This is a genomic window from Pseudomonas sp. RL_5y_Pfl2_73, assembly GCF_963970515.1.
Taxonomy (GTDB): Bacteria; Pseudomonadota; Gammaproteobacteria; order Pseudomonadales; family Pseudomonadaceae; genus Aquipseudomonas.
Genome location: NZ_CAXAPD010000007.1, coordinates 62408 through 74681, shown reverse-complemented (window position 1 = coordinate 74681; position 12274 = coordinate 62408). Strand labels below are relative to the sequence as shown.

At 63.0% G+C, this 12274-nt stretch carries 12 protein-coding genes; 5 read left to right on the top strand and 7 right to left on the bottom strand.

Annotation, left to right across the window (positions count from 1 at the left end; translation table 11 throughout):
- Positions 1–10: 10 nt before the first annotated feature.
- Positions 11–352, bottom strand: coding sequence for an FKBP-type peptidyl-prolyl cis-trans isomerase (locus AACY42_RS08995; RefSeq protein WP_003202944.1), 342 nt, complete (start codon positions 350–352; stop codon positions 11–13).
- A 146-nt stretch (positions 353–498) separates the two neighbouring features.
- Between AACY42_RS08995 and AACY42_RS08990 the strand changes: the two genes are divergently transcribed.
- Together AACY42_RS08990 and AACY42_RS08985 are read left to right on the top strand one after the other, a co-directional pair.
- Positions 499–1557, top strand: coding sequence for a M4 family metallopeptidase (locus AACY42_RS08990; protein WP_339478709.1), 1059 nt, complete (start codon positions 499–501; stop codon positions 1555–1557).
- Positions 1557–1880 carry a protealysin inhibitor emfourin gene (locus AACY42_RS08985; RefSeq protein WP_339478707.1) on the top strand — a complete coding sequence of 108 codons (324 nt, stop codon included), beginning with the start codon at positions 1557–1559 and terminating at the stop codon, positions 1878–1880. Before AACY42_RS08990 ends, AACY42_RS08985 begins: the two co-directional genes overlap by 1 nt.
- Here AACY42_RS08985 and AACY42_RS08980 read toward each other — a convergent pair.
- Complete coding sequence (locus AACY42_RS08980; protein WP_339478705.1) at positions 1877–2185, bottom strand: RcnB family protein; 309 nt, start codon at positions 2183–2185, stop codon at positions 1877–1879. The genes AACY42_RS08985 and AACY42_RS08980 overlap by 4 nt on opposite strands.
- Before the next feature lie 279 nt (positions 2186–2464).
- On the opposite strand from AACY42_RS08980, the gene AACY42_RS08975 reads away from it, so the two are divergent.
- Positions 2465–3568, top strand: coding sequence for a DNA alkylation repair protein (locus tag AACY42_RS08975; RefSeq protein WP_339478704.1), 1104 nt, complete (start codon positions 2465–2467; stop codon positions 3566–3568).
- Positions 3569–3574: 6 nt separating this feature from the next.
- Here AACY42_RS08975 and AACY42_RS08970 read toward each other — a convergent pair whose 3' ends face one another.
- Positions 3575–5641 carry a putative bifunctional diguanylate cyclase/phosphodiesterase gene (locus AACY42_RS08970; protein WP_339478703.1) on the bottom strand — a complete coding sequence of 689 codons (2067 nt, stop codon included), beginning with the start codon at positions 5639–5641 and terminating at the stop codon, positions 3575–3577.
- A 322-nt stretch (positions 5642–5963) separates the two neighbouring features.
- Between AACY42_RS08970 and pncA the strand changes: the two genes are divergently transcribed.
- Both pncA and AACY42_RS08960 read left to right on the top strand, forming a co-directional pair.
- Positions 5964–6617 carry a bifunctional nicotinamidase/pyrazinamidase gene (pncA, locus tag AACY42_RS08965; protein WP_339478702.1) on the top strand — a complete coding sequence of 218 codons (654 nt, stop codon included), beginning with the start codon at positions 5964–5966 and terminating at the stop codon, positions 6615–6617.
- A 41-nt stretch (positions 6618–6658) separates the two neighbouring features.
- Positions 6659–7300, top strand: a complete 642-nt coding sequence (locus tag AACY42_RS08960; RefSeq protein ID WP_339478701.1) for a DUF1345 domain-containing protein — start codon at positions 6659–6661, stop codon at positions 7298–7300.
- 140 nt (positions 7301–7440) lie between these two features.
- Here the strand turns inward: AACY42_RS08960 and AACY42_RS08955 are convergent, their stop codons facing one another.
- The 4 genes from AACY42_RS08955 to AACY42_RS08940 all read right to left on the bottom strand — a co-directional run bounded on the left by AACY42_RS08955 (position 7441) and on the right by AACY42_RS08940 (position 12132).
- Positions 7441–8742, bottom strand: coding sequence for an ATP-binding protein (locus AACY42_RS08955; RefSeq protein ID WP_339478699.1), 1302 nt, complete (start codon positions 8740–8742; stop codon positions 7441–7443).
- 4 nt (positions 8743–8746) lie between these two features.
- On the bottom strand, positions 8747–9448 hold the full coding sequence (locus AACY42_RS08950) for a response regulator transcription factor (protein WP_339478697.1): 702 nt from the start codon (positions 9446–9448) through the stop codon (positions 8747–8749).
- A gap of 217 nt (positions 9449–9665) precedes the next feature.
- Positions 9666–10850 carry a pyridoxal phosphate-dependent aminotransferase gene (locus AACY42_RS08945; RefSeq protein WP_339478696.1) on the bottom strand — a complete coding sequence of 395 codons (1185 nt, stop codon included), beginning with the start codon at positions 10848–10850 and terminating at the stop codon, positions 9666–9668.
- A 145-nt stretch (positions 10851–10995) separates the two neighbouring features.
- Positions 10996–12132 carry a glycerate kinase gene (locus tag AACY42_RS08940; protein ID WP_339478695.1) on the bottom strand — a complete coding sequence of 379 codons (1137 nt, stop codon included), beginning with the start codon at positions 12130–12132 and terminating at the stop codon, positions 10996–10998.
- Positions 12133–12274: the final 142 nt, after the last annotated feature.

Below are 12274 nucleotides of genomic sequence, written 5' to 3'. Positions count from 1 at the left end.
TCTCAGCCCATCAATCGTCCCGAGTCAGGACTTCCAACAACTCGATTTCAAAGATCAGGTTGGCGTTAGGCTTGATGTGGGCCCCCATGGACCGCTCACCGTAGGCCAGGTGGGCCGGTACCCACAACTTGCGCTTGCCGCCGACTTGCATGCCCATCAGGCCCAGATCCCAGCCCTTGATCACGCGACCGGTGCCGATCACGCATTGGAAGGGTTTGCCGCGACTGTAGGACGAATCGAATTCGGTGCCGTCTTCGAGGGTGCCGCGGTATTGGGTGGTGATCAGCGCACCTTTGACGACGCTTTTGCCGTCGCCCTGTTCCAGGTCGATGATTTGCAGCTCTTCATTCATGGCGGTATCCCTCGTGTGATCCAGGCGCGGGGTTTTCGCAGAAATCCGAGCGCATGGCAAACGTTGTCTGCCCTACGCCAGGGAACCGCTGAGGCGACTTCGGTTCACATGGGTATCGACCCTGCATTTCAGATAAGGATTTTCTGATGTTCGATTCTCGCCCGCTCCACGGTTTCATTCCGCCATACATCCTCAATCGCATCATCGCCCACGGCTCCGAACAGCAACGCTCCAGCGCCCTCGGCACCTTGACCCACGTGCGCAGCCTGCGGCACAACCCCGGCCCGCCCGGCAACCTCGCCGCCGCGAAGCTGCCCAAACCCGGCAAAGCCGGACAGCCGCAACGCAACGTGCATGACGCCCAGAACAGCATGGAACTGCCCGGCCAACCGGTCCGCCTGGAAGGCCAGCGGGCCAGCGGCGACCCGGCCGTGGACGAAGCCTACGACGCCCTCGGCGCCACCTATGATTTTTTCTGGAAGGTCCTGGGGCGCGACTCCATCGACAACAAAGGCTTCGCCCTGGTGGGCAGCGTGCATTATGGCCAGGGCTATGAAAACGCCTTCTGGAACGGCGCGCAGATGGTGTTCGGCGACGGCGATGGCGAAATTTTCCAACGTTTCACCCGTTCCCTGGACGTGGTGGCCCACGAGTTGGCCCATGGCGTCACCGAAAGCGAGGCCGGCTTGATCTACGCCAACCAATCCGGTGCGCTGAACGAGTCCATCTCCGATGTATTCGGTGTGCTGGTCAAGCAGTTCGTGCTCGAACAGACTGCCGACCAGGCCGATTGGCTGATCGGCGCCGACCTGCTTACCGACAAGATCAACGGCGACGGCCTGCGCAGCATGTCCAACCCCGGCAGCGCCTACGATGACCCGTTGCTGGGCAAGGACCCGCAACCGGCGCACATGCGTGAATTCGTCATTACCCGTGAAGACAACGGCGGCGTGCACATCAACTCCGGCATCCCCAACCGGGCCTTTTATCTGGTGGCGACTACGCTGGGCGGATTTGCCTGGGAAAAGGCTGGTCGGATCTGGTATGAAACCTTGTGCGATAGAAGATTGGCCAATGACGCGTCCTTCAGCGCCTTCGCCCGCCTGACCGTCGAGCACGCCCGCCAGCGCTTCGGCACGCGGGAAGTGCAAGCGGTACAGAGCGGCTGGGCCCAGGTCGGCGTCGACCTGACACAGGAGAGTTGATGAAAACCCTTCCAGATCTCGACGACAAGGCGGTGGTACGGCTGTCGCGCCAGGGCGGCGTGGCGGCCATCCATGCGCTGACCCGACCACGGGAAATCGAGTTCGCCCAATGCAACCTCGAGCAGCGCACACGCATCAGTTCGGTCCTGAAGGGCTGCCTGCCGCTGACCTCTTCCACGCCCGGGCGCGGCGACCAGCGTTTTTTCCAGATCGAGGTGCACTATCGCGCCAATGACCAGGACGACGAGATGGTGCTACAGGTGCCTGAGGACCAGGCACCCGGCGAGCTGGTTCGCCTGTGGGACAAAGGCGAAGTGCTCTAACGTGTGGCCGGCACGATCTTGACGATTGCGCCGGACACGGTTTCGATCAGCAAGTACTTGTCGTCGATATGCACCCATTGCTGCTCGTTTGTCGGTTGCTCGAGTTGCTTCTGTTTCCAGTCTTTCATGGCTCGGTCCGCACGCTGGTAATCCGCCGGTACCCGGTCGTTCTCCACCAGTCTGCGGCCATTGCTCGGCGAATGCTCCAGGGCATCCCCAGTTTTCTCGACTGCCTGCGCAACAGGCCCAAGGGCTCCAAGGCCGGCGACCAGGACCAGGCTGGCGATCAGGGTGGGTTGGCGCATAGAAAAAAACTCCAGTTATCCGAGTGACTGAAGCTGGGACTTCACGGGCGGCGAATCATTCCTTAATTCCTGGAAAACTGTCCCCCTGCTTGCTCCCGCTGAACCCCGTAGGAGCTGGCGAAGCCTGCGATCTTTTGATCTTTCGCTTGAGACTCAAGTGTCTGGGTAAAGATCGCAGCCTCGTTGCACTCGACAGCTCCTACACAGCTCCTAGATGGCTCCTCCCTCGCCACAGGTCGTGCATGGCATAGTGGCAACCTCTGGACTACGGATCTCGCCATGACCACCTCTACCCCGTCATCCCCTGCCCTCAAGGAAATCTTCAACAGCGCGCGCCTGGAACACATCGCTGGCGAAATGCGTGCGGTGTACCCAGCGTTCGATGCCCCGGCGTTTTTGCACATGGCCAACGACGGGCTGGCTGAGTTGTCGGTGATGCAGCGCATGACCCGGGTCAGTGAGTGCCTGCATGCGGTGCTGCCCCTCGATTACGAAGCGTCGCTGGAGGTGCTGCGCGCCTTGGCCCCACGCCTGAACAGCATGTTCGTCAGCATGTTCCTGCCTCACTACGTGGCGTCTTATGGCCGGCATCGCTTCGACGTGTCGTTGGACGCGCTCAAGTACTTCACCCGGTTCGGCTCGTCGGAGTTCGCCGTGCGGCACTTCCTGCGCGACGACCTGGAACGCACCCTCAAGGTCATGCACGACTGGGCGCTGGACGCCAACGAGCACGTACGCCGCCTGGCCAGCGAAGGCAGTCGGCCGCGCTTGCCGTGGTCGTTTCACCTAGCGCCGATCCAGGCCAACCCTGACCACGCCGCCGTGATCCTCGACACGCTCAAGGCCGACGATAGCCTTTATGTGCGCAAGTCCGTGGCCAACCACCTCAACGACGTCACCAAGCAGCATCCCGACTGGGTGCTGGATCAGATCGAAGGTTGGCCCCTGCAAAACCGCCACACGGCGTGGATCGCCCGGCATGCACTGCGGAGCCTGATCAAACAGGGCAACCCCAGGGCGCTGGGCGTCATCGGGGTCGGCGGCAAGGCACAGGTCCAGGTGCTGGATTTGCAGGTAACACCGGCGGTGATTCGCCTGGGGGAGCAGGTCACGCTGTCCTTCACGGTGCAATCAACCCTGGAGCAGAGCCAACGCCTGGTGATCGACTATGCCGTCGACTACGTGAAAGCCTCGGGCGGCACCTCGGCCAAAGTCTTCAAGCTCAAGACCTTCGACCTGCCCGCCCGGGGTTGCGTGAACCTCAGCCGCTCCCAGCACATTCGCGAGTTGACCACTCGCAAACATTACGCAGGCCGGCATGCCGTGCACCTGCTGGTCAACGGCGAGCGGCTCGGTAGCACGGCGTTCGATATCGTGCCTTGAAGTGGCTCAGCCCGCCGCCAGCCGTTGTGCCTGGCGAATGTCGTGGATGAAGCGCTCAGCCGGCAGTGGATGCCCCAGCAGATAGCCCTGCAGCGAATCACAGCCCAACTGGGTCAGGAAGTCTTGTTGCACATCGGTCTCCACGCCCTCGGCGACGATCCGCAGGCCCAAGGCCTGGCCGAGGGCGACGATGGCCGAGACAATCGCCGCGTCATCGCTGTCGTGTTCCAGGTCACGCACGAAGCCGCGATCGATCTTCAACTCGTTGGCCGGTAGGCGCTTGAGGTACATCAGGCTCGAATAGCCGGTGCCGAAGTCGTCGATGGACAGGTCCACGCCCATGTCCGAGAGCTGTTGCAGCACCGTCATGCTCGCGTCGGCATCGCTCATGGCGGTGGTTTCGGTGATTTCCAGGGTCAGGCTGTTGGCCGGCAACTGATGCGTCTCCAGCGCCTTGGCCACACTCTGCACCAACCCTGCATGACAGAACTGCAAGGCCGAGAGGTTCACTGCGATGCGCCAATCGGTGTACCCGAGCATGTACCATTCGCGCATCTGCCGACAGGCTTCGTTCAACACCCATTCGCCGATGGGGATGATCAACCCGGTCTTTTCCGCCAGGTCGATGAAGGTGTCGGGCATCAACAGACCCTGGGTCGGATGGGTCCAGCGCAACAAGGCCTCGGCGCCGACCGGCCGGCCGTTGGCGGCATCGAACTTGGGCTGGTAGTACAGGCTGAATTGTTGCTGTTCGACGGCGACGCGCAGGTCTTGCAGCAACTGCAACTGCTTGCGGGCGTTGCTGTTCATCGACGCATCGAAAAAACTGTAGCCGTTCTTGCCGGCGCCTTTGGCATGGTACATCGCCGCATCGGCGTTCATCAGCAATTCGTCGGCACTTTGGCCGTTGCCTGGATACAGCGCAATGCCGACGCTGGCGGATATCTGCAAGTCATGGTCGGCAACCCGGAAGGTATGGCCGATCAACCCGACCTGGCGCGCCGCCAGTCGCAAGGCATCGTCGGGCTCGGTCAGTTGCACCAGCAGCACGAACTCGTCACCGCCGATCCGCGCCAGGGTGTCCCGGCTGCGCAGGTCTTCGCGCAGGCGCAGGGCCACGTCCCGCAGCAACAAATCGCCCATGTGGTGGCCAAAGGCGTCGTTGACCGGTTTGAAGCCATCGAGGTCGATGAACATCAAGGCGAAGCAACCGCCCCGCTGCATGGCCTGGTCGATACGATCAGCCAGCAATACGCGGTTGGGCAGTCCGGTGAGGGGGTCATGCAGGGCCAACTGGGTCAGTTCCCGGTTGGCCAAGGTCAGGGACTGGGCCAACTCGGCGGTCCGGGCTTCCAGGCGCGCGTCGAGAATCGACGTCAGCAAGGCAATGGCCAGCACCGCCAAGGTGGTGATCAGCACCAGATTGTCCAGGCCCTTGCTGCTCAAGCCGTCCAGGGAGCCACAAAAGCTGCCCTCGCTGAATCGCGCCCCGGCCATGCCGGTGTAGTGCATGCCGACAATGGCGATGCCCATGACCACCGCGGCGCCCGCACGAGCCAGGCGCACGTGGGGGGTATTCTGGCGCAAGCGAAAGGCAATCCACAGCGCCGCCGCCGAAGCGCCGACGGCGATCACCAGCGAAGCCCCGAACAGCGTCGGGTCATAGTCGATGCCCGGCTGCATCCGCAGCGCGGCCATGCCGGTGTAGTGCATGCTGCTGATCCCGGCGCCCATGATCAGCGCGCCGAACGCCAGTTGCCACGCCGGCAATCGTGGCTGGCTGACCAGCCATAGGGCAAAGCCGCAGGAAAGAATGGCGATCAACAGCGACAGCGCGGTGATCGATACATCGTAGCCAAGCTGGATCGGCAAGGTGAACGCCAGCATGCCAATGAAATGCATGGACCAGACGCCCACCCCCATCGCCAATGCACCCCCGGCCATCCACAGGTGTGCGGCGCGTCCCCGGGTGGTCGCAATGCGCCCGGCCATGTCCAGTGCGGTGTAGGACGCCAGAACGGCAACAAACAAGGAAATAAAGACTAAGGCGGGGGAGTAACTGCCGATAAGCATGGTTTTTTTCTCGTGACTGCAAGGCCGAACTGCTTCCATGCCCGGTGGAAAGCCGGCGATTGTACGCAATCATATCGCCGATGCACGGGCAAAATATCAAAAGGCCATCAACGCTGGAATGTTTTCGACGAAAGACATCTCCCCAGACTTTTCAGGACTCACACCTAGTTTAAGGCCGTACAGAGCACCTCGTGGGAGCGGGTTCGCGAAAGCGGACGACCAGCTTACATTAATGTTGCATGTCACGGCGCTTTCGCGGACAAACACCTGGCCCAGAGCCGTTCGGCTACTCTCGAAGAACCACTTCCAGGAGGATCCATTCATGAGCGTTCCCGCCAACCGGGCTTTGACCACCGCACTCGTAGTGATTGATGTACAGAACGATTTCATCCCCGGCGGCCAACTGGCGGTGCCGGGGGGTGATGAGATCGTACCGCTGATCAACCAGCTCGGACAATCATTCAGGCACGTCGTCCTCGCGCAGGACTGGCACCCGGCCGGGCACGCCTCGTTTGCGTCCAGCCATCCGGGCAAGCAACCGTTCGACATCGTCCAATTGCCCTACGGCGAACAGAAACTCTGGCCCGACCACTGCCTACAGGGCAGCAACGGTGCCGCGCTGCACCCGGCACTCGACCTCGCCCATGCCAAGCTGATCATTCGTAAGGGCTGCAACCCGGACATCGACAGTTACTCCGCCTTCATGGAAGCGGACCACCAGACCCCCACCGGTTTGACCGGCTACCTCAAGGAACGCGGCATCGACACGGTGTACCTGGTGGGGCTGGCCCTGGATTTCTGCGTGATGTTTTCGGCACTGGATGCCCGGTTGGCGGGGTTCAACGCGTTTGTGGTGCTGGATGCCTGTCGGGGCATTGATAGGGACGGCTCGATGGAAGCCGCGATCCGGCGGATGCAGGAAGCGGGCGTGCAATTGATCGAGTCCAGCGCGATAGAGGGCCGCCCCTTCGCTTGATGGCTCATACTAAGCGTCTCCTCTGCGCACAGTGAGTCTCCATGCCCTTTCTCGCCCGTACCCACCCGCGTCTTTCCAGCGCCACGGTCCTTGGCCTGGCGGTGGGTATCCTGGTTCCCGTGGACTCGATCATCAGCAAAATCCTGATCGGCTGGAATGTCGGCGTCTGGACCTACCTGGCGCTGATGTCCTGGCTGACCGTGCGGGCCAAAGCGCCCGACGTCCGGCGCATCGCCGAAATCGAAGATGAAAATGCCGGGCTGGTCCTGCTGGTGGTCTGCATCGCGGCATTGGCCAGCCTGGCGACCATCACCCTCGAACTGGCCGGCAGCCGCGACCTGAATGCCGCCGGCAAGGCGTTGCATTACGGTTTCACGGCAATGACCGTGATCGGATCGTGGTTGCTGATCGGGGTGATCTTCAGCGTGCACTACGCGCGCTTGTATTACACCTGGGAGGGCAAGGGGCCGGCGCTACGGTTTGCCGAAGGGCTGACCACACCCAACTATTGGGATTTCCTGTATTTCTCTTTCACCATCGGCGTGGCGGTGCAGACGGCGGACGTGGGCGTCGCCACGCGGCAACTGCGTAAGATCGTCCTGGCGCAATCGTTGATCGGGTTTGTGTTCAACACGGCGATCCTGGGGTTTTCGATCAATATTGCGGCGGGGTTGTTTGGGTAGGAGCTGCCGAAGGCTGCGATCTTTTGATCTTGATCTTGATTTTGATCGTTCGCTTGCGACTCAATTGTCCGGGACAAGATCGCAGCCTCGTTGCACTCGTCAGCGCCTACAGACGGGTTGGGCGATATACCGAGCCGGCATCAGGACGCAGTTGGCAGCCACAGCCTGAAGCGCGCCCCACCCAGCGGCGAAGCCTCGACCGACAGCGTGCCGGCCTGGGCTTCCAGGGCGCGACGACTGATGGCAAGGCCGAGGCCGAAGCCGCCGGTGGCGCGGTCGCGGCTGCGGTCCAGGCGATAAAACGGCTCGAACACCCGCTCGCGTTCGCTGTCAGGAATGCCGATGCCATCGTCGTCGACCCAGATCTCACAGCCTTGATCACTGACCAGCACGCCGACCTGGATGCGCTTTTCGCAATAACGCATGGCATTGCGTAGCAGGTTCTGCAAGGCCCGTGCGGTCAAGCGTGGGTCCAGTACGAAACGCTCCAGCGCCCCGTGCAGCAGCACGTCGATCACCACGTCCGGCGCTGCCAAGTCCTCGTCGACACTGCCCAGGATGCTGTCGATGAACTCGTCCAACGCCACTTCGACCCGTTCGGGCAGGCGTTGCGGGTTCTGCAGGCGACTGTAGGACAGCAGCTCCAGCACCAACTCATCCAGTTCGCGAATGTGCGCCACCAACCCTTGCAGGCGCTCGCGACTGGGCGCCGGCAGCTCATCGGACAATGCCAGGGCCAGCCCGAAGTCGAGCCGCGTCAGCGGCGTGCGCAGTTCGTGGGACACGGCGTTGAGCAGGTCCCGTTGTTGGTTGAGCAGGTTCTCGATGTCCCCCGCCATCGTGTCGAACACATGGGCCAGGCTGCCGATGTTCGAACTGGAGGCAATGTGCGTACGTTCCCCCAGATGACCTTTGCCGAAACGCTCGGCGGTGCGCCGCAGGCGTTCCAGGTCGCGCCAGTGCGGCCGCAACCAGAGCAACAGGCAGGCGAGCATCGTCGCACCGATCAATACGTTGATGCTCCAGTACAACCAACTGACGTCGGACGGGTCCGGCGGCACGACCAGCTTCACCGCCGTGTGCTCATCCAGTGGCGCCGCCGCTAAGGTGCGCCAGGCCCAGTCGCCAATACGCACCACGTTCTCGCCGCGCTTGAGGCGCGCCTGTTCATCGACACTGAAGCCGCCGTCATCGACAGCGGCCAGCTCGATGCGCAGCGGCTCGAACTCCTTGTCCATCTGCGCCGCCAGCGCCGGCCACTGCTCGCTGGGCACGGCGCGGAACTGCTTGACTATCAAGGTTTGCAGGCCACGGGAATAATCAAGGTTGTAGGTCAGGAAACGCTCATGGAACAGGCGGATCACCAGTTCCGGCATCAGGTAGATCGCCGCGCTGTAGGACACGATGGTGACCAGGTAAAGGCGAATCAGCAGCTTCCACATCGGCTCAGCATTCCCACTCGGAACGACTGAACAGATAGCCCTTGCCCCACACGGTTTTGATCTTGCGGGCTTCGTCGGCATTGTCGTCGAACTTGCGCCGCAGCTTGGAAATGGCCACGTCCACCGAACGGTCGGTGCCATTGAACTCGATGCCGCGCAGGCGCTGCAGGATCTGGTCGCGGCTCAGCACTTCGCCGGAGTGCCGGGCCAACACCACCAGCAGGTTGTATTCGCCGCTGGACAGCTCCACCGCTTGTCCGCGCCAGGTTACGGTGCGCTCGGACAGGTCGATGCAGAGGTTGCCCATGAGGATGCGGTCGTTGACCGTCTGCGGCTCGGTGAGGCTACTGCGGCGCAACAAGGTCCGCACCCGCGCCAGCAACACCCGCGGCTCGCAAGGCTTGGTGACGTAGTCGTCGGCGCCCATCTCCAGGCCCAGGACCTGGTCGTGGCTGTCGTCCCGGGCAGTGAGCATCAGGATCGGCAAGGTCGCCGAATCAGCCCGCAACAAGCGGCAGACCTGCAAGCCGTCCAGCCCCGGCAGCATCAGGTCGAGGATCACCAGGTCCGGCGGATCGACGCGCGCCCGTTCACGCACATGATCGCCACGGCTGAGCACGCTGACCTGATAACCGTTGCGCTCCAGGTAACTGGCGATCAGTTCGGAGAGTGCGGAGTCGTCTTCGACCAGAAGGATGTTGGGCATGGGTGTTTCCAGAAAGTGCTGTGGCGCCGGAAATGACGCTATCGTGAGCAGGCTCGCTCCCACAGGGGCCTGAGCGCACTAAAGACTCAATGTGGGAGCGAGCCTGCTCGCGATGAGGACCTGCCAGGCGCAGAAAATCTCAAGCTGCCAAGGATATACGCCCTCGCTCATCGACGAGCAAAACCCTTACACAATTTCACACAGCCACAACAAAACGTTACCGCTGGGCCCGCAGCAGATCCACCGCACACGAGGCGATCCGCTGGCACGCATCCGTCAGTTTCAGTTGATCGACCACCAACCCGATCCGGATATGCCCCGCCGCACTGGGCCCGAACGCCTCGCCGGCCAGCACCGATACGCCGTAGTCATCCAGCAGCCGCTCGGCAAATGCCTGGGCGTCGAGGCCGGTCTGACGCACGTCGACCATCACAAACATGCCGCCATCGGGCCGCACCGGCTTGAGGCCCGGGCAGTCGTCAAGCATGGCGCAAACCAGGTCCCGGCGCTGGCGAAATTCCTCGTGCATCTGCGCCACTTCCGGCAAGTTCTGCTCCAGCGCGACCTGGGCTGCCCGTTGCACGAAGTCCGGCAGGCCGAACACCATGCACAAGGACAGGTTCGCCAAATGATCGGCAAGGGATTCAGGGCCGATGACCCAGCCGATGCGCCAGCCGGTCATGGCGTGGGATTTGGACAGGCTGTTGATCGTCGCGGTGCGCTCGGCCATGCCCGGCAGGCTGGCCGGGCTGATGTGTTCGCCGTCGTAGAGCAGGTCGCTGTAGACCTCGTCACTGATCAGCCACAGGTCGTGTTCGATGCACAACCGGGACAATGCTTGCCAGGTGGACATCGGCAGGCTGGCACCGGACGGGTTGTTCGGGCTGTTGAGCAGCACCGCCCGGGTACGTGGAGTCACAAGACGGGCAACGTCCGCAGGTTCAACCCGAAATCCGTTCTCCGGGCGGACCGCCACCGGCACCACTTTCGCCCCGCAGGCACCGAACACCGCCTCATAGGTGACATACATCGGCTCGGCGACGATGACTTCGTCACCAGGGTTTAGCAGGCATTGCGCGACCGCATACACCGCGCATTGCGCCCCCGGCAGCACGACGACCTGTTCGGCCCCCGCAGGCTGGCCGCAACGCAGGCGATGACGCCGGGCAATGCTGGCCCGCAAGGTGTGCAGGCCGCGGGGGTCCGAATAATGGGTCTCACCGGCCCGCAGGCTGCCCACGGCGGCGTCGACAATGGCGCGCGGGGTGTCGAAGTCCGGATCACCCACTGACAGCAGCAACACATCCATGCCCTGTTCGCGCATGGCCAGCGCCCGGTCATGAATCTGCCAGGCGGCGGCGCCGTCGCCGGTGATGCGTTGGGTTAAAGCAGAGAAGCGCATGTATCTCTCCTGATAGCGCGATATCCAGCCTCAACCCTATCTCAAATTCAACCGTGTGGGAGCAAAGCTTGCTCGCGATATTGGCGACTCGATTCCTGGGGGACCGCAGCGCTTGTATCGCGGGCAAGCCTTGCTCCCACAGGGTCTATCGGGCGGCCACCCGCCAAAGCCGTGCAATGTCCCCGGCACGCTCGCTCAACAGCCGCGGGGCATCGGTGCAGGCTTCTTGCAGGGTCATCGGCCCGCTGGCCAGGGCGAAGGCGGCGTCGATGCCGTGTTCATACAGCGCCTGGTAGCCCTCCCCCAGCGTGCCGGCAATGACCACCACCGGTACGCCATGCTGGCGGGCGATGCGGGCCACGCCGAAGGGGGTTTTGCCGCGCAGGGTCTGGGCGTCGAAACGGCCTTCGCCGGTAATCACCAGGTCGGCGCCCTTGACCGCCTCGGCCAGTCCGGTCAACTGGGCGACGACGTCCACGCCGGTACGAAACTGCGCCCCCAAGAACGCCTTGGCCGCGAACCCCAGGCCCCCGGCGGCGCCACTGCCCGGCTCGTCGCGCACATCCTTGTTCAACGCCTGGGCGCAGTGTCCGGCGAAATGCCCCAGGGCCCGATCCAGCGCCTGCACCTGCTGGGCCGAGGCGCCCTTCTGCGGACCGAAGATCACGGAAGCGCCGTGGGGTCCGCACAATGGGTTGTCGACATCGGCGGCGATCTCGAAGCTGACCCGGGCCAGGCGCGGGTCCAGGGCGCTCAGGTCAATGCGCGACAGGCTCGCCAAGGCCCGGCCGCCGGGTGGAAGAGGCTGGTCATGTTTATCCAGCAACGCCACGCCCAGGGCCTGCATCGCACCGGCCCCGGCGTCGTTGGTGGCACTGCCGCCGATCGCCAGGATCACCCGACCGGCGCCTTCATCGAGGGCCGCGCGAATCAGCTCGCCAGTGCCGTAGGTGCTGCTGGAACAGGCGTCGCGTTGCTCCGGCGGCACCCGTTGCAAGCCACTGGCCTCGGCCATTTCGATGATCGCGGTGCGGCTCTCGGCCAACCAGCCCCAGCGCGCCTCGACAGCGACCCCCAACGGACCACGAACCCGGGTGCAACGCCACTCACCGTGACAGGCCGCCAACACCGACTCCACCGTCCCCTCCCCGCCGTCCGCCATCGGGCATTTGATCAACTGCGCATCCGGCCAGACCTCGGCCAGCCCCTGGACGATGGCATCGGCGACGCCCTGGGCACTGAGGCTGTCCTTGAACGAGTCTGGGGCGATGACTATTTTCATGTGATTCTCCGGTTCCGATGCACAGTATGCTGCCCGTTGACCCCCGCCGTGACGCCGGTCCGCGGCCCAAAAAGCACCGGGCATTATTGTTCAAATTCACAGTTGATTTAGGGGTGTTTGAGAATTCTGTTTGATCCGTGCG

What these genes read in the sequence shown, in the direction of transcription:
- AACY42_RS08940 (WP_339478695.1), bottom strand. Translation starts at nt 12,132, where the DNA reads ATGAAAATAGTCATCGCCCCAGACTCGTTCAAGGACAGCCTCAGTGCC.
- AACY42_RS08985 (WP_339478707.1), top strand. Translation starts at nt 1,557, where the DNA reads ATGAAAACCCTTCCAGATCTCGACGACAAGGCGGTGGTACGGCTGTCG.
- AACY42_RS08975 (WP_339478704.1), top strand. Translation starts at nt 2,465, where the DNA reads ATGACCACCTCTACCCCGTCATCCCCTGCCCTCAAGGAAATCTTCAAC.
- AACY42_RS08960 (WP_339478701.1), top strand. Translation starts at nt 6,659, where the DNA reads ATGCCCTTTCTCGCCCGTACCCACCCGCGTCTTTCCAGCGCCACGGTC.
- AACY42_RS08950 (WP_339478697.1), bottom strand. Translation starts at nt 9,448, where the DNA reads ATGCCCAACATCCTTCTGGTCGAAGACGACTCCGCACTCTCCGAACTG.
- AACY42_RS08980 (WP_339478705.1), bottom strand. Translation starts at nt 2,185, where the DNA reads ATGCGCCAACCCACCCTGATCGCCAGCCTGGTCCTGGTCGCCGGCCTT.
- AACY42_RS08990 (WP_339478709.1), top strand. Translation starts at nt 499, where the DNA reads ATGTTCGATTCTCGCCCGCTCCACGGTTTCATTCCGCCATACATCCTC.
- pncA (WP_339478702.1), top strand. Translation starts at nt 5,964, where the DNA reads ATGAGCGTTCCCGCCAACCGGGCTTTGACCACCGCACTCGTAGTGATT.
- AACY42_RS08995 (WP_003202944.1), bottom strand. Translation starts at nt 352, where the DNA reads ATGAATGAAGAGCTGCAAATCATCGACCTGGAACAGGGCGACGGCAAA.
- AACY42_RS08970 (WP_339478703.1), bottom strand. Translation starts at nt 5,641, where the DNA reads ATGCTTATCGGCAGTTACTCCCCCGCCTTAGTCTTTATTTCCTTGTTT.
- AACY42_RS08945 (WP_339478696.1), bottom strand. Translation starts at nt 10,850, where the DNA reads ATGCGCTTCTCTGCTTTAACCCAACGCATCACCGGCGACGGCGCCGCC.
- AACY42_RS08955 (WP_339478699.1), bottom strand. Translation starts at nt 8,742, where the DNA reads ATGTGGAAGCTGCTGATTCGCCTTTACCTGGTCACCATCGTGTCCTAC.